17 protein-coding genes, 1 tRNA gene and 1 pseudogene (1 of these 19 running past the window's edge) are annotated in these 23,421 nt (G+C 70.3%); 7 read left to right on the plus strand and 12 right to left on the minus strand.

Going from position 1 to position 23,421, the window contains the following annotated elements; genetic code table 11:
- The 5 genes from RKD23_RS18770 to RKD23_RS18790 all read right to left on the minus strand — a co-directional run.
- Nucleotides 1–2,976 carry the start of an SDR family NAD(P)-dependent oxidoreductase gene (locus tag RKD23_RS18770; RefSeq protein ID WP_424854717.1) on the minus strand. It extends 5,514 nt beyond the left edge of the window, so 2,976 of the gene's 8,490 nt are visible here — the first part of the coding sequence; its start codon is at nucleotides 2,974–2,976; its stop codon lies beyond the left edge, outside the window.
- Nucleotides 2,977–3,041: 65 nt separating this feature from the next.
- The gene (gene purU, locus RKD23_RS18775) at nucleotides 3,042–3,905 is read right to left on the minus strand and encodes a formyltetrahydrofolate deformylase (protein WP_424854718.1); all 864 of its coding nucleotides are present in this window, start codon (nucleotides 3,903–3,905) and stop codon (nucleotides 3,042–3,044) included.
- Between the two features lie 242 nt (nucleotides 3,906–4,147).
- Nucleotides 4,148–6,904: an AAA family ATPase gene (locus RKD23_RS18780; protein ID WP_424854719.1), complete on the minus strand. Its 2,757-nt coding sequence runs from the start codon at nucleotides 6,902–6,904 to the stop codon at nucleotides 4,148–4,150.
- Between the two features lie 324 nt (nucleotides 6,905–7,228).
- Nucleotides 7,229–7,561 carry a transposase gene (locus RKD23_RS18785; protein WP_424854720.1) on the minus strand — a complete coding sequence of 111 codons (333 nt, stop codon included), beginning with the start codon at nucleotides 7,559–7,561 and terminating at the stop codon, nucleotides 7,229–7,231.
- 67 nt (nucleotides 7,562–7,628) lie between these two features.
- Entirely contained in the window at nucleotides 7,629–9,272 is a 1,644-nt protein-coding gene (locus RKD23_RS18790) for an MFS transporter (protein ID WP_424854721.1), read from the minus strand.
- A gap of 139 nt (nucleotides 9,273–9,411) precedes the next feature.
- Here RKD23_RS18790 and RKD23_RS18795 point away from each other — a divergent pair, with 139 nt between their 5' ends.
- The gene (locus tag RKD23_RS18795) at nucleotides 9,412–10,107 is read left to right on the plus strand and encodes a TetR/AcrR family transcriptional regulator (RefSeq protein ID WP_424854722.1); all 696 of its coding nucleotides are present in this window, start codon (nucleotides 9,412–9,414) and stop codon (nucleotides 10,105–10,107) included.
- A gap of 133 nt (nucleotides 10,108–10,240) precedes the next feature.
- On the opposite strand, the gene RKD23_RS18800 is transcribed toward RKD23_RS18795, so the two are convergent.
- Nucleotides 10,241–10,327, minus strand: a tRNA-Leu gene (locus RKD23_RS18800).
- A gap of 494 nt (nucleotides 10,328–10,821) precedes the next feature.
- Here RKD23_RS18800 and RKD23_RS18805 point away from each other — a divergent pair.
- The 6 genes from RKD23_RS18805 to pknB all read left to right on the plus strand — a co-directional run bounded on the left by RKD23_RS18805 (nucleotide 10,822) and on the right by pknB (nucleotide 19,045).
- Nucleotides 10,822–11,730 (plus strand): FhaA domain-containing protein, encoded by a 909-nt coding sequence (locus RKD23_RS18805; RefSeq protein ID WP_424854723.1) that lies wholly within the window; start codon nucleotides 10,822–10,824, stop codon nucleotides 11,728–11,730.
- 10 nt (nucleotides 11,731–11,740) lie between these two features.
- On the plus strand, nucleotides 11,741–12,253 hold the full coding sequence (locus RKD23_RS18810) for an FHA domain-containing protein FhaB/FipA (protein WP_404037060.1): 513 nt from the start codon (nucleotides 11,741–11,743) through the stop codon (nucleotides 12,251–12,253).
- A 140-nt stretch (nucleotides 12,254–12,393) separates the two neighbouring features.
- On the plus strand, nucleotides 12,394–13,935 hold the full coding sequence (locus RKD23_RS18815) for a Stp1/IreP family PP2C-type Ser/Thr phosphatase (RefSeq protein WP_424854724.1): 1,542 nt from the start codon (nucleotides 12,394–12,396) through the stop codon (nucleotides 13,933–13,935).
- A 27-nt stretch (nucleotides 13,936–13,962) separates the two neighbouring features.
- On the plus strand, nucleotides 13,963–15,399 hold the full coding sequence (locus RKD23_RS18820) for an FtsW/RodA/SpoVE family cell cycle protein (RefSeq protein WP_424854725.1): 1,437 nt from the start codon (nucleotides 13,963–13,965) through the stop codon (nucleotides 15,397–15,399).
- On the plus strand, nucleotides 15,396–16,868 hold the full coding sequence (locus RKD23_RS18825) for a peptidoglycan D,D-transpeptidase FtsI family protein (RefSeq protein ID WP_424854726.1): 1,473 nt from the start codon (nucleotides 15,396–15,398) through the stop codon (nucleotides 16,866–16,868). Before RKD23_RS18820 ends, RKD23_RS18825 begins: the two co-directional genes overlap by 4 nt.
- 170 nt (nucleotides 16,869–17,038) lie before the next feature.
- Nucleotides 17,039–19,045: a Stk1 family PASTA domain-containing Ser/Thr kinase gene (gene pknB, locus RKD23_RS18830; RefSeq protein WP_424854727.1), complete on the plus strand. Its 2,007-nt coding sequence runs from the start codon at nucleotides 17,039–17,041 to the stop codon at nucleotides 19,043–19,045.
- Between the two features lie 71 nt (nucleotides 19,046–19,116).
- On the opposite strand, the gene RKD23_RS18835 is transcribed toward pknB, so the two are convergent.
- The 6 genes and pseudogenes from RKD23_RS18835 to RKD23_RS18860 form a co-directional block, all read right to left on the minus strand.
- Complete coding sequence (locus tag RKD23_RS18835; RefSeq protein WP_424854728.1) at nucleotides 19,117–19,884, minus strand: class E sortase; 768 nt, start codon at nucleotides 19,882–19,884, stop codon at nucleotides 19,117–19,119.
- 13 nt (nucleotides 19,885–19,897) lie between these two features.
- Nucleotides 19,898–21,031, minus strand: a complete 1,134-nt coding sequence (locus RKD23_RS18840) for a class E sortase (protein ID WP_424858278.1) — start codon at nucleotides 21,029–21,031, stop codon at nucleotides 19,898–19,900.
- Nucleotides 20,950–21,588: an aminodeoxychorismate/anthranilate synthase component II gene (locus RKD23_RS18845; RefSeq protein WP_404037042.1), complete on the minus strand. Its 639-nt coding sequence runs from the start codon at nucleotides 21,586–21,588 to the stop codon at nucleotides 20,950–20,952. The genes RKD23_RS18840 and RKD23_RS18845 overlap by 82 nt, the downstream gene beginning before the upstream one ends.
- A pseudogene (locus RKD23_RS18850) lies at nucleotides 21,585–21,783 on the minus strand (hypothetical protein). Before RKD23_RS18850 ends, RKD23_RS18845 begins: the two are co-directional and overlap by 4 nt.
- Nucleotides 21,784–21,798: 15 nt before the next feature.
- A complete protein-coding gene (locus RKD23_RS18855; protein ID WP_424854729.1) occupies nucleotides 21,799–22,470 on the minus strand; it encodes a class E sortase in 672 nt (223 codons plus the stop codon).
- A gap of 25 nt (nucleotides 22,471–22,495) precedes the next feature.
- The gene (locus tag RKD23_RS18860; RefSeq protein ID WP_424854730.1) at nucleotides 22,496–23,299 is read right to left on the minus strand and encodes a DUF881 domain-containing protein; all 804 of its coding nucleotides are present in this window, start codon (nucleotides 23,297–23,299) and stop codon (nucleotides 22,496–22,498) included.
- Nucleotides 23,300–23,421: the final 122 nt, after the last annotated feature.

Raw genomic sequence — 23,421 nt, forward strand, 5'->3', positions numbered from 1 at the left:
CTGCTCCCCGAGCGCCTCGCGCACGAGGTGCGCCGCCAGCACGGCCGGCCTCGGGTGGTCGAACAGCAGCGTGGCCTCCAGGGCCAGCTCGGTGCGCGCAGCCAGCCGGTCGCGGAACTCCACGGCCGTGAGGGAGTCGAAGCCGAGGTCCTTGAACGACAGCGAGGTGTCGACGTCCGCGACGGACGGGTACTCCAGCACCAGCGCCGTCAGCTCGCGGACGAGCCGCAGCGCCAGGTCCGCCCGCCGCGCCTCCGGCGCCCCGGCCAACTCCCTGACCCAGGCACTCCCTTCCTCGGCCACGGGCTCCTCGGCCACGGGCTCCTCGGCCACCTCCACCGCGGCCGGGGCCGCGACCGGGACACCGGTCGGCCAGTAGCGCTCGCGCTGGAAGGCGTACGTGGGCAGCTCGACGTGGCGCACCTCGGCCGGGAGGAGCAGCGACCAGTCGACGTGAACGCCCCGTGCGTAGGCGCTGCCCAGCCCCTTGAGGAAGGTCCGGGCCTCGGGCCGGTCCCGGCGCTGCGTGGCGATCGCGGTGACGGTGTCGTCGCCCGCGAGGGTCTCGCGGGCGAGGGCGGTCAGGATGCCGTCGGGGCCGAGCTCGAGGAGAGTGCTCGCTCCTTCGGCCCGCATGGCGTCGACGCCGTCTGCGAACCGGACCGCTTCGCGGACGTGGCGGACCCAGTACTCGGGGTCCTGGAGCAGGCCCGGCTCGGCGAGGCGGCCGGTGACGTTGGAGACGACCGGGATGGTCGGCTGCTCGTATGTGATGGACGCCGCGACCTTGCGGAAGTCGTCCAGCATCGGCTCCATCAGCGGCGAGTGGAAGGCGTGGCTGACCTTGAGACGGGTCGTCTTACGGTCGGCGAAGTGGGCCTGCACGGCCAGGACTTCGGCCTCCACGCCGGAGATCACCACCGAGCGGGGGCCGTTGACTGCGGCGATACCGACCCCGTCCGTCAGCAGCGGACGTACCTCGTCCTCGGTCGCCTGAAGCGCGACCATCGCCCCACCCGCAGGCAGGGCCTGCATCAGACGGCCACGAGCGGCGATCAGCCTGGCAGCATCTGCCAGGGAGAAGACCCCGGCGACATGCGCGGCAGCGATCTCACCGACCGAGTGACCGCCCACCACCGACGGCTTGACCCCGAAGTGCTCGGCGAGCCGGAACAGCGCCACCTCAACAGCGAACAGCGCAGGCTGCGTGAAAGCCGTCTGATTCAGCCGCTCCGGGTCCTCACCCCACACCACCTCCCGCAGCGGAAGCTCCAACTCACCAGCAACCGCGTCGAAAGCCTCGGCAAACACGGGGAAGGCGTCGTACAGCTCGCGCCCCATCCCCAGCCGCTGAGCCCCCTGCCCCGTGAACAGCACACCGACGTCACCCGGCGTGACCCGGTCGCCGACCACAGACGACAACCCGGCGACGAGTTCCTCCCGGCTCTCACCAAGGACGACCGCCCGGTGATCGAACAGCGTCCGCTGCCCCAGCAGAGCCGCGCCGATCTCCCCGATCCCGGTGTCGGTCCCGGCGGCGAACGCGGCCAGCTTCTCGGCCTGGCCCACCAGAGCCTGGGCACTCCGGGCAGAGATCACCCAGGGCACAAGACCTGCGACGGGTTCAGCCACCTCCACGGTCTCGGTCTCGGCCTCCTCCAGCACCAGATGGGCGTTGGTGCCGCCCATCCCGAAGGAGGACACGCCCGCGAGGCGGCGCCCGGCCGTGGCGGGCCACGGCGTCAGCGTGGTCTGGACGCGCAGGTTGAGGGTGTCCAGCGGGATGGCCGGGTTGGGCGTCTCGTAGTTGAGGCTGGCCGGTATGTGGCCGTGGCGCAGGGACAGGGCGGTCTTGATGAGGCCGACGATGCCGGCCGCGCCCTCCAGGTGGCCCACGTTGGTCTTGGCGGAGCCGACGACGAGGGGGTCTCCCGGTCGGCGGTGCTGCCCGATGACGGCGCCGAGGGCCGCGGCCTCGACGGGGTCGCCGAGGCGGGTGCCGGTGCCGTGGAGTTCGACGTAGCCGATGTCGGCGGGGGCCACGCCGGCCCGTTCGCAGGCGAGGGCGATGACCTCGCGCTGGGCGTCCGCGCTGGGCACCGTGAAGCCGTCCCCGCTGCCGTTGTTGACCGCGCCGCCGCGGATCACGCAGTAGACACGGTCGCCGTCGGCGCGCGCGTCGGCGAGGCGCTTGAGGACGACGACGCCGCCGCCCTCGCCGCGTACGTAGCCGTTGGCGCGGGCGTCGAAGGTGTGGCAGCGGCCGTCGGGCGAGAGGGCGCCGAACTTGGAGGTGGCGACGGTGCTCTCGGGGCCGACCATGAGGCTGACACCGCCGGCGACGGCCAGCGAGGTCTCGCCGTCGCGGAGGCTGTCGCAGGCGCGCTGGACGGCGACGAGGGAGGAGGACTGGCCGGAGTCGACGACGAGGCTGGGGCCGGACAGCCGCAGGTGGTGGGAGATGCGGTTGGCGATGCCGCTGCGGTGCAGGCCGGTCACGGTGTGCACTCCGATGCGGGCGGCGCCGAGCCGGTTCATGAGGGCCGCGTAGTCGTCGGCGATGGCGCCGACGAAGACGCCGGTCCTGGTGCCCCGCAGGTCGTGCGGGAGGAACGCGGCGTCCTCCAGGGCCTCCCAGGCGAGCTCCAGCATGAGGCGCTGCTGGGGGTCCATGGCGGTGGCTTCGCGGGGGGAGATGCCGAAGAAGCGGGCGTCGAAGCGGTCGATGCCGTCGAGGAAGCCGCCCCAGCGGGAGATCGTCCGGGCGGGCTCGTCGGGGTTCTCCGAGTAGTGCTCGGCCGCGTTCCAGCGGTCCTCGGGGACTTCCCGGACGGCGCTGGTGCCCGTGGTCAGCAGCTGCCAGAAGGCGTCCGGGGACTGCGCTCCGGGGAACCGGCACGACATGCCGACGACCGCGACGGCGGTCTCACCCTGGTCCTCCTGCGGAAAACCGAGGTCGGTCGGACGGTTCACCATGGGACTCCTTCGCCTTCTTCTTCGTGCGGGAGGGTTGGTCTGGGAGATGTGCGAGTGGGGGAGGGTCAGGAAAAGACCACGGTGCGGGTGCCGTTGAGGAGCACCCGGTGTTCGGCGTGCCAGGCGACGGCCCGGGCCAGCGTGGTGTTCTCGATGTCGCGGCCGAGTGCGACGAGGTGGCGCGGGTCGGCGTCGTGCCGGACCCGGACCACGTCCTGCTCGATGATCGGGCCCTCGTCCAGGTCGGCGGTGACGTAGTGGGCGGTGGCGCCGATCAGCTTCACGCCCCGGGTGTGCGCCTGGTGGTAGGGCCGGGCGCCCTTGAAGCTGGGCAGGAAGGAGTGGTGGATGTTGATGATCCGGCCGTCGAGCCGCTTGCAGACGTCGGCCGACAGGATCTGCATGTAGCGGGCGAGGACCACGAGTTCGATGCGTTCCTCGGCCACCAGATCCAGCAGCCGGCGTTCGGCCTCCGGCTTGGTCTCGGGGGTGACCGGGATGTGGTGGAAGGGGATGCCGTGGGCGCCGGCCAGTTCCTCGAAGTCGCGGCAGTTGGACACCACGCCGGCGATCTGCACGGGCAGCGCGCCGGTGGCGGCCCGGAAGAGGAGGTCGTTGAGGCAGTGGCCGTACTTGCTGACCATCACCAGGACCCGGGTGGGCGCGGCCATGTCGTGGAACTGCCAGGTCATGGAGAACCGCGCGGCGGTGTCGGAGAATTCCGCGCCGAGTTCCTGTGGGGTCATCGGCCGGCCGAGCGCGAAATGGACACGCAGGAAGAAGATTCCGCTCTGCCGGTCGCCGTACTGCTGGCTGTCGAGGATGTCACCGCCGATGCCGAGCAGATAGCCGGTCACGGCGTGCACGATTCCGGGGGAATCGGGGCAGGACAAGGTCAGCGCATACTGGTGCTCGGGGGTCGTCGTCAATTCTTTTCCCCTGTGTCGCAGCGGGTCTGTCAGCACAGGCCCGCTGGGGCCTCGTCGGCCGACGAGCCGGCCCGGAACGCTGCGCGGACGGGGGCCTCCTACGCTCGTTCCGGGCCGACTCGGGGCCGTTCCACAGGTTCGAAGATATGTGGCACAGGGGGCCACAATTAACCCCTATTAACCCCCTAACGGCCCCTAGGAAAAGGAATTCGAGCACACTTTCCGAATGTTTTCCTTGGGGGTTATACGGCTTCCGCGGGGGAAATCAGGGGAAGGAAGTCGCCGAGGTCGCTCCGGCGGTTCACCTGGAGCTTCCGGTAAATGCGGGTGAGGTGCTGCTCCACCGTGCTGACGGTGACGAACAATTTCTGGGATATCTGCCTGTTGGTATAGCCCTTCGCGGCCAGGACCGCAACACGCTGTTCCGCCTCGGTGAGTTCGTCGGCGGCCGCGTCGAGGCTCTCGTGGACGGGTTCGCGCTGGGCGGGGAAGTGCGTCACGGCGCCGTGTTCCCCGGTCCGGGCCGAGCCGAGCTGGTAGCTGATGCGACGGGCCACCCCGCTCGCGCGCTGGGCGCTGGCCCGCGCGGGCCGGGTCATTCCGAGGTCGAAGTACGCCTTGCTCAACAGGTCGAGTGCGCGGGCGAGTTCGAGCTGATCGCCGCCCTTCTCCAGGTCCTCGACCGCCTCGTTGAGCAGTCGCAGGCGCGAGCGCGGGGCGCTGGTCGCGGCGAGGGCCCGCAGCGAGATGCCCCTGGCCCGCCGGCTCTGTGTGGGGCAGGCGCGCAGTTGTTCCTCGGCGAGTCCGCGTGCCTGGTCGGACTCCTCGGTCTCCCACAGCAGTTCGGCGACCTCGGTGCGCCAGGGGACCACGGCGGGCAGGTCCATCTTCCAGGACCGCAGCAGCTCGCCGCAGGTGCGGAAGTCGTCCGTGGCGGCCCGCTGGGCGCCCATGGCACGGTGGTAGCGGCCACGCGCGTAGAGATAGTGCACCGCCCACCGGGTGCGCATGATGCCGGCCGGGACGGGGTGGTTGAGCGCCTCGGCGGCCTGGCTGAGCCGTCCCGTCAGGGTCTGCGCGGTGATCAGCACGGACAGCGGCAGCCCGACCGCCGGCCCCCACGCCTTGGCCGGGAGTTCCTTCAGGGCCTCGGCGGCCAGGTCGGCGGCGCTCTCCAGTGCGCCCTGGCGCAGCGCGATCTCCGCGCTCATCGCCGTGAGCAGGGCGGCGCGCGTGCGCTGCCCGTGTGCCTGGGCGTCGGCGCGCAGGGAAGCGCAGTGCAGGGCCGCGCGGTCGAGCCGGTCGGCGTAGATCAGGACGTCGAGGGCGGTGATGACGGCGGGCGCGAACGCGCGGCCCTCGGCCGCGCCGAGCAGGCAGGACTCCGCGAAGGCGATGGCCTCGTGGGCTGGTCCGCCCGCGAGCATGTCGCGCAGCAGTGCCGCTCCCCGCGCCTCCAGCCCGAGGGCGTGGGGCAGCCGGTCCTGGGTGGCGGGTTCGGCGTGGCCGGGGATGCGTTCCAGGATGCCGGGCCAGGTCACGGCCAGCCAGGGGCCGAGCCGTTCCAGCAGCTCGCGCCGCCGCTCCTCGGGCAGTGCGGCGCAGATGGCGACGACCTCGTGTTCGTCGCCCTGCCACAGCATGTGGCGGACGAGGAAGTCCAGTCCCTCGCCCAGCAGATGGCCGTCGTGGTAGGCGGCGACGGCGTCGGGCAGCCGGCGGCCGGCCATGGCCGGGTCGAGGTTCCACTCGCAGCCGATGAGTTCCATGAGGATCTCGGCCCGCTCCTCCTCGAAGGGCGTGGAGTCCATGGCGAGTTCGAGCAGCCGGGCGGCGTCGAGGAACCGGCCCTCGGAGCGCGGTGTGTCCGCCGCCTCGCGCAGCACCGGGATCGCCCAGACGTCGGCCGGCTCCTCGGCCTCCAGCAGATGGGCGGCGGTGACCTGCGCGGGCGCGTTCAGCGAGGCGAGCACATCGGCGGCCCTGCGGTGCAGTGCGGCCCGCTGCGGCCGGTCCAGCGAGTCGAGCAGCAGCCGGGACAGCATCGAGTGCCGGATCGTTCCGCCACAGGCGATGCCGGCCGCCTCCAGAGAGCTGACGGCCTGCCACACGCTGCGTTCGTCGAGCCCCAGCACCTCCACGAGGTGCTCGGCGCCCCCGAAGCAGTCCAGGAGCGCGCTGGTCACGGCGACCTCCCGGGCCAGTGCGGGCATGCGCCGCAGCAGGCTGGTCAGTGCCTGCGGGAAGGTGCGCGGCGCGGGCAGGCTCGGGGCCGGTGTCGGCTGCCCCTCCTCCTGCTCCTGTACGTCCTCCAGCAGCGCCCTGATCAGCAGCGGGTTGCCGCCGGTCATGGCGCGCCAGGCGAGGGCCTGCTCCCGGCCGACGCCCGCGAAGCGCTCGGCGAGCAGCTCGGCGACCCCGTCCGCCGAGAGGGTGGTCAGGGTGAACCGCCGGAAGGAGGGCTGGCGCAGCAGTTCGGTGAGGAACTGGCTGAACGGCCCTTCGAACCCGTCGCAGACACTGACCACGATCGCCACCGGCGCGGACCGCGCGCGGTGGATGAAGCGGCCGAGCCGCCGCAAGGAGACCTCGTCCGCCAGATGGACGTCGTCCACGACCATGACGACGGGCCGGTCGCCGCCGAGCAGCGCGTTGTTCATCAGCCGCGCACCGGCGGCGTCGAGCCGGCCCTCGGCCACCTCGTCGGCGACGTCGTGCAGTTCGCTCATCGACTCAGGTGCACTGGAGAGGAGTTGAGCGATCGCGGACAGCGGAACGTCGCGCTCGTCGGGCGAGCACACCGCCGCGAGGACGGCCGCGCCGTGCTCCTCCTCCGCCCAGCGCGCGAAGGCGTGCAGCACCTCCGTCTTGCCCAGCCCCGGTCCCGACTGGACGACGGCGACGCCGCCTCTTCCGGCTGCCGCTCCTGTAAAGACCTCCCGCAGTCCTGCTGCCACAGCGTCACGTTCGACAAGTACCACCACTGGCCTTTCCCCCATGCACCCCGGTGCGACGGTGGTCGCGCCCGGGATACCGCCAACGTGTGCCGGGTGGGGCGCCGAAAAGCCATTGGATAGATTTCAACAATCTCCGAGCACGCCCACCCACCAAACATCTTTGGCCACGGCCAGTATCTACGCAAGTTCATTCATTGGTGAGCCCAAAAATTTACCAATCAATGGAGATCGTTTGACCAGAAAACCCGGCCTGAGCTGGAGCTATGTCGATCCTCAAGTAAATCTCAAAGACGGCGTCGCCAATGCCGCCAGCCGTCACCCTTACGGCGACGGCTTTCGGCTGTTTGCCAAAGAATTCCCCTGTTCTTATTCCTCCCCTCCGCAGGCGGCCACCCTCATCGCGAAGTAGTGGGCTGCCGCGTGCAGGATGGCATTCCTTTCTTCTTTCAACAGAGCCAGCTCGGTCCGCAGCCGGAGCAGTTCCAGCCGCTCGTCCGCCGCGAGCTCCTCGGCCCACGGGCCGGCCGGGCACGGCTCCTCGCTCCCGTCGGCGCCCTCCGCCTTGCGGACCCAGGTCCGCAGGGTCTCGGGGTTGATGCCGAGCCGGCGAGCCACGGTGGCGATCGGCTGACCCGACTCCTGGACCATCGCGACGGCGTCGGCGACGAACCGGGCTCCGTACTTCAGCGGCCTTCCCATCGCACCCCCCTTCTCCGGATGGCCTGAGGGCCTGGGACGTTCCCCGGTCCCGGCCCCAGTGCCGGCGTCAACGATGCGAGACAGTCGCCTCGTCCCCCCGCGCGGAGGACATCGTGGCCGCGGCACCGACGGCCGGGTGGGCGGGTGCGGCATGGGCTCCGGGGCCCGTCGGGCCCGGTCGGCCCGGGGCCTTGGAGCGGCCCGCCATCAGGACCAGGACCAGCGCGGCCAGGCCCGCGGCCAGCACCGTGCCGGCCATCAGCATCTGGTCGACGCCCGCCGCCGTGGCGGCCTCGGCCAGCTCCTTGAGGGCCCCGCGGCCCTGCGGCGGCGCCGCCTCGGCGATCTTCGCGCCGGCTCCGGCGCGCAGCGCCTCGGTGATCTCGGCGGCGTGCTCCTTCATCTCGGGGCTGGCCGCGAGCCGGTCCTTGGCGTCGTTGACGACCTGGTGCTCGAACACCGCGCCCAGCACCGCGACACCCACGGCCGTGCCCAGGCGGCGGAAGGTGTTGACCGCGCCCGTCGCCATACCGGCGTCACTCGGCTTGACCGCGTTGAGCGAGGCGGCCGAGGCGGAGGAGCTGATCACACCGAGGCCGATGCCGCCGATGACGAAGCCGGGCACGAGGTGCGTCCAGGTGGTGCTGCCGTCCACACCGGTCATCAGCCAGGCACCGGCGGCCACCAGCACCATGGCGATGGCGATCAGCCAGCGGTCGGGCAGCTTGTGCGCGACCTTGGCGGCCAGCGGCGCGGCGACGAAGGCGGCGAGGGTGAGCGGCAGGAAGCGCAGGCCCGCGTCGACGGCGTCGTAGCCGAGCCCGTTCTGCACATAGACGGCCAGGTAGTTGAGGCTGGAGACGAGCGCGGCCTCCACGCCGAAGGAGGCGAGGATGATGCCGACGAACTGGCGGTTGCGGAACAGGCGCAGCTCCAGCATGGGGCTGGCGGCGGTGGCCTGCCGGATCACGAAGCCGACGAGCAGGGCGGCACCCACGCTGAAGCAGGTCAGGATGCGGGTGGAGCCCCAGCCGTCGCTGTTGCCCTGGATGAGGCCGAACAGGAGCAGGACCAGTCCGCCGACGAGCAGCACGGTGCCCGGCCAGTCCATGGCGCGCGCGTTCTCGGCGCGCGACTCGGTCAGGTAGCGGAAGCCGAGCACGAAGGCGACGGCCGTCACCGGCACGGTGACCAGGAAGATCCAGCGCCAGCCGGGTCCGTCGACGAGGACACCGCCGAGCAGCGGGCCGACCGCCGTGGCCGCGGCGATGGAGGCGCCGTAGGCACCGATGGCACCGGCCCGGGCACGCGGCTCGGGGAACGCGGCGCCGATCAGCGGCAGCGTCATGGCGAACAGCAGCGTGCCGCCGATGCCCTGGACCGCGCGGGCCACGTCCAGGCTCAGGGTGTTCTGCGCCAGGGCGCAGCCGATCGAGCCGAGCGTGAAGACCGCCATGCCGACCTGGAAGACCTTCTTGCGCCCGATCCGGTCGCCCAGGGTCGCCGCGGTGAGCACCAGCCCGGCCAGCGGGAGGGTGTACGCGTTCACCACCCAGGTCAGGTCGGACAGGCTCGCGTCCATGGCGTCCTGAATGCTCGTCAGCGCCACGGCGACGATCGTGACGTTCATGAGCAGGACGAAGACGGCGGTGCAGACCAGGGCGAGTGTCCAGCCCCGATGAGACCTGCCGACGGTGGCAGTGGGTGCCACGACGGGCTCCTCTCGTTTACGCAACAGGTGTAGCCTATACGACAAAGGTGTACGCCCATAGCGCTACACCTGTCAAGCTAAGACTGTTCACTAAACTGGATCCGGGACATCACAGGACGACAAGAGGAGGCCGGGAGCCATGGCATCCGGGCAGCGCACCACCGCCACGACCACGCAGGAACGCGAGACCACCGGTGAGCAGCAGGCGCCTGAGGAGACCGGGCAGACCCCCCGGCGCCGCAGGCCCGCACGGCGCGGGCAGGGAGGCCAGCTGCGCACCGAGATCGTCGAGGCGGCGAGCCGCATGCTCGCCGAGACCGGCGACGTGAACACCCTGTCGCTGCGCTCCGTGGCCCGCGAGGTCGGCGTCGCGGCCACCTCGATCTACCTGCACTTCGACGACATCGCGGAACTGATCACCGCGGTCAAGCAGCGCCGCTTCCAGCAGTTCACCGAGGCGCTGTCCGAGGCGGCCGGCACCGCCGGGGACGACGCGCGGTCCCGGGTGCGGGCCATGAGCCGGGCCTACGTCTCCTACGGCCTGACCCATCCGGGCAACTACCGGGTCATGTTCACGCCGCTGTCCGAGACGGCGAACTCCGCCGAGGGCGACGACGAGAGCCGCCGGGAACGCCAGGCCATCGGCGAGGGCGCCTTCGCGCTGCTGTGCGACGCGGTGTCAGCGGCCGTGGGGGAGGCCGACGGGGAGCGCGTCGCCATCCACCTGTGGACGGCCCTGCACGGCGCCGTCACCCTGCACAGCCTGACGTACTTCCCCTGGCCGCCCGTCGAGGAGCACGTCGACAGCCTGGTCTCCCTGCTGCTGCGTCCCTGAGACCTTCCTCACAGAGGCTGGAGCGGTGCGGGGAGACCCGCGCCGCCACCGCCGTAGAGGCGAACCGACCGCCGTGAGAGAGAACACAAAGCGGAAGGGCCGGCATCGTTTTCACGATGCCGGCCCTTCCGACTGGTGCGCGAGGGGGGAGTTGAACCCCCACGCCCTTGCGGGCACTGGAACCTGAATCCAGCGCGTCTGCCTATTCCGCCACCCGCGCATTGGGTGTGTCCTCGGGCTCCGTTCCTTTCGGCCCGGCGCCTTCCGACACGCAGAACATTAGCACGGTGGCCGGGGTGGATTCACATCCCTTCCCGCCGGGGGGTGACCGACGGGAGCGCGGGGGCGCCGCTCCCGGTGGCACGTATCAACCCTGTACCGGTCCTCCCCGTCCTCCCAGGAGCCGGACCGCGAGCACAGCCGCGTGCGGGACACTGGTCCAAGGCCGCCTCTACGATCCATGGCAGCAGGGGGCCCGAGCGGAGTTCGAAGGAGCTCCGCGGGGGGAACTGTCGCAGGCGTCGGCAACCAGTCGGCAGCCGCGCGGCGACCTGGAGGCAGCCGTCGGCACCCGTCGACACCGATCAGCCGGTTCACCAGGGGGAACCAGCCGATCCAGCAGCGCGTGGATACGATCAGTAAGCAGTACCAAGTAAGAAGCAGCCGGGTAAGAAACAGCAGTACGCAGGACGACAGCGACGGAGGAGGTGCCCCATGGGAGTCCTGAAGCGTTTCGAGCAGCGTCTCGAAGGTCTGGTCAACGGCACCTTCGCCAAGGTCTTCAAGTCCGAGGTCCAGCCGGTGGAGATCGCCGGCGCGCTCCAGCGCGAGTGCGACAACAACGCGACCATCTGGAACCGCGACCGGACCGTCGTACCCAATGACTTCATCGTGGAGCTGAGCACACCCGACCACGAGCGGCTCAGCCCCTACTCCGGGCAGCTCGGCGACGAACTCGCCGGCATGGTCCGCGACTACGCCAAGCAGCAGCGCTACACCTTCATGGGCCCCATCAAGGTCCATCTGGAGAAGGCCGACGACCTCGACACCGGTCTGTACCGGGTGCGCAGCCGTACCCTCGCCTCCTCCTCCAGCCAGGCCCAGGCCCCCGGCCCCGCGGCCGGACCTGCCGCCTACGGCTACCCGCCGCCCGGCGCCGCACCCGGAGCACCGCCCGCCGGTGCCCCGCCCATGCCGTCGGCCCCGCCGCCCGGCGCACGCCCCGGCGGCTACGGCTATCCGCAGCCCGCGGCCGGCCGGCAGCCCGGCGGATACGGCTACCCGCAGCCCGCGGGCGGCCAGCGGCCCGGCGCCGCACCCGGCGGACCCGCGGCCGGCGGCCGCACCCGCTACTGGATCGAGATCAACGGCACCCGCCATCAGATCTCCCGCGCCACGCTCGTGCTGGGTCGCAGCACCGAAGCCGACGTGCGGATCGACGACCCCGGCGTGAGCCGACGGCACTGCGAGATCCGGACCGGAACGCCCTCGACGATCCAGGATCTCGGCTCCACCAACGGCATCGTGGTGGACGGGCAGCACACCACCCGCGCTACGCTCCGCGACGGCTCGCGGATCGTCGTGGGCAGCACCACCGTTATCTATAGGCAAGCCGAAGGGTGATCCGGGGGCAATGTCAGAGCTGACCCTCACGGTCATGCGGCTGGGTTTCCTGGCCGTACTGTGGCTGTTCGTGATCGTGGCCGTGCAGGTCATCCGCAGCGATCTGTTCGGCACGCGCGTCACACAGCGCGGGTCGCGACGCGACGCCGGGCGGCCACAGCAGGCCGCGCGCCAGGCGCCGCCCCAGCAGCGCCAGCAGCCCGCGCCCGCCGGCCGCGGGCGCCGAAACGCCCCCACGAAGCTGGTGGTGACCGAAGGCACACTCACGGGCACCACGGTCGCGCTCCAGGGGCAGACCATCACCCTGGGCCGTGCGCACGACAGCACGATCGTGCTGGACGACGACTACGCCTCCAGCCGGCATGCCAGGATCTACCCGGACCGCGACGGCCAGTGGATCGTCGAGGACCTGAGCTCCACGAACGGCACCTACCTCGACCGCGCCCGGCTGACGACCCCCACACCGATTCCGCTGGGTGCGCCGATCCGCATCGGCAAGACCGTCATCGAGCTGCGGAAGTAGTGCTACATCATGAATGAGCGCGAGCGGAGCGAGCACGCAGCGGCGGCCGGCACCCCGGGCCCCGGCGCGCTCCCGACCGGAGGGTGGGCAGTGTGGCTCGACACGACCGGCTGCATGCGGAGCCGACGGGCGAGGTGGGCATGAGTCTGTCACTGCGCTTCGCCGCCGGATCGCACAAGGGCATGATCCGCGAGGGCAACGAGGACTCCGGTTACGCCGGACCGCGCCTGCTCGCCATCGCCGACGGCATGGGCGGCGCCGCCGCCGGCGAGGTCGCCTCCTCCGAGGCCATCTCCACCATCGTCGCCCTCGACGAGGACATCCCCGGCTCCGACGTGCTCACCTCCCTCGGCACCGCCGTGCAGCGCGCCAACGACCAGCTGCGCTCCATGGTCGAGGACGACCCCCAGCTCGAGGGCATGGGCACCACGCTCACCGCCCTGCTGTGGACCGGCCAGCGCCTGGGCCTCGTGCACGTCGGCGACTCGCGCGCCTACCTGCTGCGCGACGGCGTCCTCACCCAGATCACGCAGGACCACACCTGGGTGCAGCGCCTCGTCGACGAGGGCCGCATCACCGAGGAAGAGGCCACCACCCACCCGCAGCGCTCCCTGCTGATGCGCGCCCTCGGCAGCGGTGACCATGTCGAACCCGACCTGTCGATCCGCGAGGTCCGGGCCGGTGACCGCTACCTCATCTGCTCCGACGGCCTGTCCGGCGTGGTGTCCCACCAGACCCTGGAGGACACCCTCGCCAGCTACCAGGGCCCGCAGGAGACCGTGCACGAGCTGATCCAGCTCGCGCTGCGCGGCGGCGGCCCCGACAACATCACCGTCATCGTCGCCGACGTCCTGGACCTGGACACCGGGGACACCCTCGCCGGGCAGCTGTCCGACGCGCCCGTCGTGGTCGGCGCGGTCGCCGAGAACCAGAACCAGCTCAGCGACAACGGCATCATGCAGACCCCGGCCGGCCGCGCCTCCGGCCTCGGCCGCAGACCGCAAGCGCACGGCGGCGGCGGCGAGTTCGGCCCGCCCGGCTCCGGTGACGTCACCGGCTTCGTCCCCACCGACGGCTTCGGCGGCTACAGCGACGAGGACTTCGTCAAGGAGCGCTCCGGCCGCAAGTGGCTCAAGCGCTCGCTGTACGGCGGCCTCGCGCTCGCCGTCGTCGGCGCGGGCCTCTACGGCGGCTACCGCTGGACGCAGACCCAGTACTACGTCGGCACCAACGACGAGCACGTCGCCCTCTACCGCGGCATCAGCCAGGACCTGGCCTGGGTGTCGCTGTCGAAGGTCGAGAAGGACCACCCCGAGATCGAACTCAAGTACCTGCCGCCGTACCAGCAGAAGGCGGTCAAGGCGACGATCGCCGAGGGCGGGCTGAAGAACGCCCAGGCGAAGATCGACGAACTGGCCGTCCAGGCCTCCGCATGCCGCAAGCAGGCCGAGCGGCGCGCCGCCGAGAGCGAGCAGAACGCGAAGACGGGCGAGGGCGAGGCCGGCGGCACCACGGGAACCACCCGTACCTCGCTGACGTCCAAGGCATCGCCGACACCCACCCCGTCGGCACCGACATCCCCGAACGCGTCCAAGTCCCCGACCCCGACCGCCACTCCCAGCCCCGGCCCGAGTCTGTCGGAGGAAGAGCAGAAGGTCGTCTCGCTGTGCGGTAAGCAGTAGGCGAGCCGTGAGAGGCCCCGTCACACGATGAGCAGTACTACCAACACGTCGACGCACCACACGTCCACGATCGGCGCCATCGGCGCGCCCAGCAGGCGCAACACCGAGCTGGCGCTGCTCGTCTTCGCCGTCGTCATCCCGGTCTTCGCCTACGCCAACGTCGGCCTGGCCATCAACGACGAGGTGCCGTCCGGCCTGCTGGCCTACGGTCTCGGCCTCGGCCTGCTGGCCGGTGTCGGCCATCTCGTCGTCCGCAGGTTCGCGCCGTACGCCGACCCCCTGCTGCTGCCGCTGGCCACGCTGCTCAACGGACTCGGGCTGGTGGCGATCTGGCGCCTGGACCAGTCGAAGCTGCTGCAGTCCATCGGGCAGGCCGGCACCGCCGCGCCGCGCCAGCTGCTGTACACGGCGATGGGCATCGCGCTGTTCATCGTGGTGCTGATCTTCCTCAAGGACCACCGCGTCCTGCAGCGCTACACCTACATCTCCATGGTCGGCGCGCTGTTCCTGCTGCTGCTGCCGCTGGTGCCGGGCCTCGGCCAGAACATCTACGGCGCCAAGATCTGGATCTCCGTCGCCGGTTTCTCCATCCAGCCCGGTGAGTTCGCGAAGATCGTCCTCGCGGTGTTCTTCGCCGGCTACCTGATGGTGAAGCGGGACGCGCTCGCGCTCGCCAGCCGCCGCTTCATGGGCCTGTACCTGCCGCGCGGCCGCGACCTCGGTCCGATCCTGGTCGTCTGGGGCATCTCGATCCTCATCCTGGTGTTCGAGACCGACCTCGGTACGTCGCTGCTGTTCTTCGGAATGTTCGTCATCATGCTGTACGTCGCCACGGAGCGGACCAGCTGGATCGTCTTCGGTCTGCTGATGTCCGCGGTCGGCGCGGTCGGCGTGGCGAGCTTCGAGCCGCACATCCAGCAGCGTGTGGACGCCTGGCTCGACCCGATGCGCGAGTACACGCTCTCCCGCCAGGGCGTCGGCGGCCACTCCGAGCAGGCCATGCAGGCGCTGTGGGCGTTCGGCTCCGGCGGCACCCTCGGCTCCGGCTGGGGCCAGGGCCACTCCGAGCTGATCCGCTTCGCCGCCAACTCCGACTTCATCCTCGCCACCTTCGGCGAGGAGCTGGGCCTGGCCGGCCTGATGGCGATCCTGCTGATCTACGCACTCATCGCCGAGCGCGGCGTGCGCACCGCCCTCGCCGCCCGCGACCCCTTCGGCAAGCTGCTCGCCATCGGTCTGTCCGGTGCCTTCGCCCTTCAGGTGTTCGTCGTCGCCGGTGGCGTCATGGGCCTGATCCCGCTGACCGGTATGACGATGCCCTTCCTGGCGTACGGCGGTTCCTCCGTCATCGCCAACTGGGCGCTGATCGGCATCCTGCTCAGGATCAGCGACACCGCGCGCCGCCCGGCGCCGTCCCCCGCCCCCAACCCCGACGCCGAGATGACCCAGGTGGTCCGACCGTGAACAAGCCCCTGCGACGCATCGCGATCTTCTGCGGGCTGCTCATCCTGACCCTGCTGATCCGCGACAACTGGCTGCAGTACGTCAAGGCGGACGACCTGGCCACCGACAGCGAGAACCGCCGCGTCAACATCGCGCGCTACGCGACCCCGCGCGGCAACATCATCGTCGACGGCAAGCCCATCACCGGCTCGGTGGAGAGCAAGTCCGGCGACTACAAGTACAAGCGGACCTGGGTCAACGGCCCCATGTGGGCGCCGGTCACCGGCTACTCCTCGCAGGCGTTCGGCGCCAACCAGCTGGAGAAGCTCCAGGACGGCATCCTCACCGGCACCGACGACCGGCTGTTCTTCCGCAACACCCTCGACATGCTCACGGGCAAGGAGAAGGAGGGCGGCAGCGTCGTCACCACCCTCAACGCGGCCGCGCAGAAGGCCGCCTTCGAGGGACTCGGCGACAAGAAGGGCGCCGTCGCCGCGATCGAGCCGTCCACCGGCAAGATCCTCGCGCTGGTCTCCACGCCGTCGTACGACCCGTCGAAGTTCGCCGGCACCTCCGACGACGACGCCGAGGCGTGGAAGGCCGTCCAGAAGGACAACAACCCCGACGACCCGATGCTGAACCGCGCGCTGCGCGAGACCTACCCGCCTGGCTCCACCTTCAAGGTGGTCACCGCGGCGGCGGCCCTGGAGCACGGCGTCGTCTCCGGCATCGACGAGAAGACCAAGACGCCGGACCCGTACCAGCTGCCGCAGACCACGACCGACCTGACCAACCAGCACGGCGAGTGCAAGAACGCCAGCCTGCGGTACGCGCTGATGGTCTCCTGCAACACGGTCTTCGCGAAGCTCGCCGACTCCGTCGGCAACGAGGGCATGATCGAGCAGGCGGAGAAGTTCGGCTACAACAACAAGGAGCTGGACACCCCCGTCCGCGCCTCGGAGAGCGTCTACCCCGAGGACAACGCGCCGCAGAACGCCATGGACGGCATCGGTCAGGCCTCCAACCGGGCCACCCCGCTGCAGATGGCCATGGTCGTCGCGGCGATCGCCAACGACGGCAAGCTGATGAAGCCGTACATGGTCGACCAGCTCAAGGCCGCCAACCTCGACACCATCGAGACGACCGAGCCCGAGGAGCTGTCCCAGGCCGTCTCGGGCGAGACCGCCCAGAAGCTCCAGGAAATGATGGAGACGGTGGTCAACGACCCGCAGGGCACCGGCGGCAAGGCGAAGATCGAGGGCGCCACGGTCGGCGGCAAGACCGGTACGGCCCAGCACGGCCTGAACAACAGCGAGAAGCCGTACGCCTGGTTCGTGTCCTACGCCAAGCTCAGCGACGGCAGCGCACCGGTCGCCGTGGCCGTGGTCGTCGAGGACGGCGCCGCGAACCGCGACGACATCACCGGTGGCGGTCTGGCCGGCCCCATCGCGCGGGATGTGATGAAGGCCGTCCTCGACAGCAAGAAGTGACCCCGATCACGTCCCCTTCACATCGGCGCACGTTGCGATACCGGTCCTGTATCGGGTGACGGGCTTGGCCAGGTCGCACAAGGAGAGCCGGGTACGGTAGGGCCCGGACGGCAGCCTCCACCCGCACGGATGTGCGGGTCGGGACCGACGGAGAGGGCTGGTAGGTAGCTATGGAAGAGCCGCGTCGCCTCGGCGGCCGGTACGAGCTGGGCCAGGTGCTCGGCCGTGGTGGCATGGCGGAGGTATACCTCGCGCATGACACCCGCCTCGGCCGCACCGTGGCGGTGAAGACGCTGCGCGCGGACCTCGCGCGCGACCCGTCCTTCCAGGCCCGGTTCCGCCGGGAGGCCCAGTCGGCCGCCTCGCTCAACCATCCCGCGATCGTGGCGGTCTACGACACGGGCGAGGACTACATCGACGGGGTCTCGATCCCGTACATCGTCATGGAGTACGTCGACGGCTCCACGCTGCGTGAGCTGCTGCACAGCGGCCGCAAGCTGCTGCCGGAGCGCTCCCTGGAGATGACCATCGGGATCCTCCAGGCCCTGGAGTACTCGCACCGCAGTGGCATCGTCCACCGTGACATCAAGCCCGCGAACGTCATGCTGACGCGCAACGGCCAGGTCAAGGTGATGGACTTCGGCATCGCCCGCGCCATGGGCGACTCCGGCATGACGATGACCCAGACGTCCGCCGTCATCGGCACCGCCCAGTACCTCTCCCCGGAGCAGGCCAAGGGCGAGCAGGTCGACGCGCGCTCGGACCTCTACTCCACGGGCTGCCTGCTGTACGAGCTGCTGACCGTCCGACCGCCCTTCGTGGGCGACTCCCCGGTCGCGGTGGCGTACCAGCACGTCCGCGAGGAGGCCCAGCCGCCGTCGGTCTTCGACCCTGAGATCACGCCCGAGATGGACGCGATCGTGCTGAAGGCCCTGACCAAGGACCCCAACTACCGCTACCAGTCGGCCGACGAGATGCGCGCCGACATCGAGGCCTGCCTCGACGGCCAGCCCGTCGCCGCGACGGCCGCGATGGGCGCGGTCGGCTACGGCGGCTACCCCGACGAGCAGCCGACCACGGCCCTGCGCTCCACGGACGCCGGCGCCACCTCGATGCTGCCGCCCATGAACCCGGACGACGGCGGCTTCGGCTACGACGACCGCCCCGACCGGCGCCGCCAGAAGAAGTCCAACACCTCCACGATCCTCCTCGTCCTCGCGGCCGTCCTGGTCCTGGTGGGCGCGATCCTGATCGGGAAGTGGATCTTCAGCGGGGACGGAGTCGGCAACAGCACCGCCAAGGTGCCCAACTTCGTCGGGCTCACCGAGAAGCAGGCCCGGGAACAGGCCGACAACGTCAGCCTCGTGGTGGCCTTCGATCCCAAGCCGTGCGAGGAGATGGCCAAGGGCAAGGTCTGCGAACAGGACCAGAAGCCGAACGCCACGGTCGACAAGGAGTCGACCGTCAACCTCGTCCTGTCGACGGGCGCGCCCAAGGTGGCGGTGCCGAACGTGACCGGCGACAGCCTGGACGAGGCGAAGGCCGAGCTGGAGGGCGACGAGTACAACTTCACCGTCAAGGTGACGTACGAGGAGTCGTCCACGGAGGACCCGGACACGGTCCTCGAGCAGGACCCCGGTCTCGGCGAAGAGGTCGAGAAGGGCTCCACCATCACCCTGACGGTCGCCAAGGAAGAGGCCAAGGAGACGGTCCCCGACCTCACCGGCCAGGACTGCAACGCGGCCCTCGCCCAGCTCCAGGCCAACAACCTCACCGGCACCTGCACCAACGTGCCGACCGAGGACGACAGCCAGGTCGGCAAGGTCATCAACACCACGCCGGGACGCGGGGAAGAGGTCCTCCCGGGTTCCACAGTGACGATCAACATCGGTGAGAAGAAGAAGACCGAGGTCCAGGTCCCCGAGGTCCGCAACCGCACGGTCGCCGAGGCCAAGCAGATCCTGAACGCCGCGGGCTTCACGAACATCCAGTTCGACGGCGACGCCAGCGACACGGCGTTCGTCATCGACCAGGACCCGAAGCCGGACAAGAAGACCGACGACCCGGCAGGGACGACGATCACCCTGAAGACCGTCAGCTTCGGCCAGAACCAGAACGGCGGCAACGGCAACGGAGGCGACGGCGGCACAGTCGTCTTCGGCGGTACGACGGGCTAGCCCCCGGCCGCACCGGACATGACGGAGCCCCGGCTCCCCTGGAAAGGGGGGCCGGGGCTCCGTCCGTGCGGTCAGCCGCGCAGTTCCTTCGGCGGAGTCCGCTCGTCGTTCACCTTCTCCACCCGGACCAGCTCCCCCCACACCACGTACCGATACCGCGACGTGTACACCGGCGTGCAGGTGGTGAGGGTGATGTACTTGCCGGCCTTCTTCCTGCCGGACTCCTCGGGGACGGCGGCGAGGACGTCGACGTTGTACTTCGAGGTCTCGGGGAGGGTCGCGTAGACCTTGTAGACGTACCAGCGGTTCTTCGTCTCGAAGACGATCGGGTCGCCCTTGTCGAGCTTGTCGATGTTGTGGAACTTGGCGCCGTGGCCGTCGCGGTGGGCGGCGAGGGTGAAGTTGCCGTTGCGGCCCGACATGGGGAGGGTCGCCTTGACGGGGTCGGTGTAGTAGCCGGCGACGCCGTCGTTGAGGAGCTCGGTCGAGGTGCCCTTCTTGACGAGGATCTCGTGGCTGCTCATGGCGGGGACGTGCAGGAAGCCGATGCCGTCCTTGGTGTCCAGGGTGCGGGGGCCGGTCTGCCGGGACTCGGCCCAGTGGTCGCGGACCTTGTCGCTCTCCTTGTCGGCCTTGCGGTCGGCGAGGACGTTGGTCCACCACAGCGAGTAGACGACGAAGAGGCCGAGGACCAGGCCCGCCGTGATCAGCAGCTCGCCGAAGACGCTGATCGCGGTGGCGATCCGGCCGGGGCCGCGGCGGCGCGGTGCGGAATCGGGAGCGGGGTCCGGCAGGTCCGCGCCGGTGTGCTCTTCGGTGTCGTCGGTGGTCGCTGCCACTGTTCTTCCGCCCTTAACTGACTAGCGCATCGGGCTTGCCCTTGCTGCGCGGCCGTTCCTCGACCATCTTGCCCCAGACGATCATCCGGTACTTGCTGGTGAACTCCGGCGTGCATGTCGTGAGGGTGATGTAACGCCCCGGCCCGGTGAAGCCCGAGCCCTTCGGCACGGGATCGAGGACGCTGACGTTCCCCGGCGAGGTGACCGGCAGGATCGAGGCCATCTTGTAGACGTAGTACGTGTCCTGCGTCTCGACGACGATCGCGTCCCCGGGCTGGAGCCGGTTGATGTACCGGAACGGCTCCCCGTGCGTGTTGCGGTGCCCGGCCAGCCCGAAGTTGCCCGTCTTCGCGCCCGGCATCGCCGTCTTCAGCGGCGCCTCGCCGTAATGCCCGACCATCCCCTTGTCGAGCACCTTCTTGCTGCTGACGCCCTCCGCTATCGGCACCACCACGTCCAGCTCGGGGATGCGCAGGATCGCGAAGCCCTCGCCCGGCTCGAACACGTCCGGCCTGCGCTTGCCGCTGGCCCAGTCGTCCTGGAGGTCCCTGGCCTCGGCGCCGGCCTGCGCGTGGGCGCGGACGTTCGTCCACCACAGCTGGTAGGTGACGAACAGCAGCATCAGCACGCCGGTGGTGATGAACAGTTCGCCGATCACCCGGCTGGCGACGACGGCCGGGCTGGGCTTGCGGGCCCGCGCGAGCCGGCGGGCCTCCACCCGTGAGAGCGGCCGATCGGGCTCCGCCGTCGCCGCCGTCTGCGTGTCGTCGGGCGTCGCGCCTCCGCCGTGACGCCCGTGACGGCGCTTGGCGGCCTTTCTGCGGGCCGCACGGCCACCGGTCGGGGTTCCGCCCGCCCGGGAGGTCCCCGAGGCGCCCAGAGAACCCGGTATGGACTCGCCGGACGCGGCCGGTACCCGCAGCGCCACCGTCTCGTCGTCCCGCGGAGGTTCGTAGGGGGCCTCGTACGACTCCTCGTACGACTCCTGGTACGGCTCCTGCGACGGGTACGGCGCATACGGCTCCTGCGCCGGCGCGTACCCCTCCGAGCCGTACCAGTCCGAGGTCACGCCGTGGCCCTGCCCACCACCGGGGCGAGCCCCGCGGACCGCGCCACCGCGCCCTCGTCGCCGCACTCCACCAGCCAGTTGGCCAGCATCCGGTGGCCGTGCTCGGTCAGCACCGACTCGGGATGGAACTGCACGCCCTCCACCGGCAGTTCGCGGTGGCGCAGGCCCATCACGATGCCGTCCCGCGTCCGCGCGGTGACCTCCAGCTCGGCCGGGACGGTGGCGGGCTCGGCGGCCAGGGAGTGGTAGCGGGTCGCGGTGAAGGGCGAGGGCAGACCGGCGAAGACGCCCTTGCCCTCGTGCTCCACCGGCGAGGTCTTGCCGTGCAGCAGCTCGGGCGCGCGGTCCACGACGCCGCCGTACGCCACCTGCATCGACTGCATGCCCAGGCACACGCCGAAGACGGGGACACCGGTGTCCGCGCAGTGCCGGACCATGTCGATGCAGACGCCGGCCTGCTCGGGGGCGCCGGGGCCGGGCGAGAGCAGCACCCCGTCGAAGCCGTCCTGGGCGTGCGCGGTCGACACCTCGTCGTTGCGCAGCACCTCACACTCGGCGCCCAGCTGGTACAGGTACTGGACCAGGTTGAAGACGAAGCTGTCGTAGTTGTCGACGACGAGAATGCGCGCGCTCAATGGTTGTCCACCGTCACATCGTTGAAGGGAAGCAGCGGTTCGGCCCACGGGAAGACGTACTGGAACAGGACGTAGACCACGGCCAGGACCAGCAGGAGCGAGACCAGCGCCTTCACCCACACGTTGCCCGGCAGATGCCGCCAGATCCAGCCGTACATGCCGTCCCTTCCGTCCGTTCCACGGCACCACGCTCACGCCGCCCGAACCAGATTAACGGCGCAGCGCCTCCGGTTCGCCTTCGTCCACAGGCTGGGTCTCGTCCAGGTGCGCCCAGACGATCAGCCGGTGGCTGTGGCCCCACTCCGGGTCGCAGGTGGTGAGGGTGAGATAGCGGCCGGGGCGGTCGTAGCCGGACGCGCGCGGGACGGGGTCGACGACCGCCACGTCGGTGGGCACGGTCCGGTAGGGCCCCTTGTCGATCCGGTACGTGAACCAGCTCGTGCCGTCGGTCAGCACCACCGCGTCGCCGCGGCGCAGGCGCGGGAAGTCCTTGAAGGGGTCGCCGTGGGTGCGCCGGTGCCCGGCGACGGCGAAGTTCCCCTGCTGCCCGAGCCGCGCGGTGCCCGCGTAGTGGCCGAGGCCCTTCTTCAGAGTGCCGGCGGCGGTGCCCTCCAGGACCGGCTTGTTCCACGTGAAACCGAGCCGCGGAACGTACATCACCGCGAAAGGCTGCCCGCTCCTGTACGGCGCCGGCGGGCGGGGAGTCGCGGCGGCGGGGCGGGCCGGCTCCTGGGCCCACCTCTCCTGGAGCCGGTCGATCTGCTCGGCCATCGCGTCGTCGGCCTGGACACCGGTCCAGAAGAGGACGTAGCCGACGAACAGCACGATCAGGGTTCCGGCGGTGATGCAGAGCTCGCTGAGGGTCCTGACGACGACGCGCACCGGCGGCTCCAGAGGGGCGTGCGAGTCACTCCACGGGCTTGGCGTAGTGCAGATCCACTGTGCCCGAGTAGCCCGGCAGAGTCACCGTCCCGTTCTCCTCCACTTTCCAGCCGAGACCGTAGACATTGACGTACACCATGTAGTTCTGGATCGCGGGGCTCGCGCTGAGCGCCTTCTGGAGCTTCTCGGGGTCACCCACAGCCGTGATCTTGTACGGCGGTGAGTAGACGCGGCCCTGGAGGATCAGGGTGTTGCCCACGCAGCGCACGGCGCTGGTGGAGATCAGCCGCTGGTCCATGACCTTGATGCCCTCGGCGCCGCCCTGCCACAGCGCGTTCACCACGGCCTGGAGGTCCTGCTGGTGGATGACCAGGTAGTCGGGCTGCGGCTCGGGGTAGCCGGGCAGCTTGGCGGTGGCGTCCGGCGGGGCGTCGTTCAGGGTGACCGTGATGGCCTCGCCCTTGAGCTTCTGGGTGCCGGCGTTCTCCTCCAGGGCGGCGAGCTTGGCGTCCTCGGCCGCGGTGGAGCCGTCGTCGCGGTCGGCGAGGGATTCGACCCGGTCGCGCAGGGCCGCGTTCGACTCGTCCAGTTCGCCGTTCTTGTGGCTGCGTTCCTGGATCAGGTCGGAAAGCTTGAGCAAGGACGTGTCCGTGCGGATATTGGTGCCCTTGGCCGTATTGAAACTGGTGAAGAAAAGCAGGCCCGCGAGAGCGAAGACGGCGACCGTGAGCACTCGCACGGGACGGAAACCGCCCCTGCGGCCGCCCAAGGGGGCCGTCCCGGGCCCCGTACTGGATCCCGGCTGGGGAGAGTCGGCAGAATTGCTCAACGTACCCTTATCTCCTTCGGCGCCACGGAAGCACTACGCTAACGGACGCCCGGGGGAGCACTCAGATTCGCATCGGCGGACCCTTGTACGCTGCCCCGAGCCCGACCCAGTTCCCTGCGCGG

The organism is Streptomyces sp. SAI-170, assembly GCF_049739565.1.
Taxonomy (GTDB): domain Bacteria; phylum Actinomycetota; class Actinomycetes; order Streptomycetales; family Streptomycetaceae; genus Streptomyces.

What these genes read in the sequence shown, in the direction of transcription:
- RKD23_RS18780 (WP_424854719.1), bottom strand. Translation starts at nt 6,904, where the DNA reads ATGGGGGAAAGGCCAGTGGTGGTACTTGTCGAACGTGACGCTGTGGCA.
- RKD23_RS18785 (WP_424854720.1), bottom strand. Translation starts at nt 7,561, where the DNA reads ATGGGAAGGCCGCTGAAGTACGGAGCCCGGTTCGTCGCCGACGCCGTC.
- RKD23_RS18795 (WP_424854722.1), top strand. Translation starts at nt 9,412, where the DNA reads ATGGCATCCGGGCAGCGCACCACCGCCACGACCACGCAGGAACGCGAG.
- RKD23_RS18805 (WP_424854723.1), top strand. Translation starts at nt 10,822, where the DNA reads ATGGGAGTCCTGAAGCGTTTCGAGCAGCGTCTCGAAGGTCTGGTCAAC.
- RKD23_RS18810 (WP_404037060.1), top strand. Translation starts at nt 11,741, where the DNA reads ATGTCAGAGCTGACCCTCACGGTCATGCGGCTGGGTTTCCTGGCCGTA.
- RKD23_RS18815 (WP_424854724.1), top strand. Translation starts at nt 12,394, where the DNA reads ATGAGTCTGTCACTGCGCTTCGCCGCCGGATCGCACAAGGGCATGATC.
- RKD23_RS18820 (WP_424854725.1), top strand. Translation starts at nt 13,963, where the DNA reads ATGAGCAGTACTACCAACACGTCGACGCACCACACGTCCACGATCGGC.
- pknB (WP_424854727.1), top strand. Translation starts at nt 17,039, where the DNA reads ATGGAAGAGCCGCGTCGCCTCGGCGGCCGGTACGAGCTGGGCCAGGTG.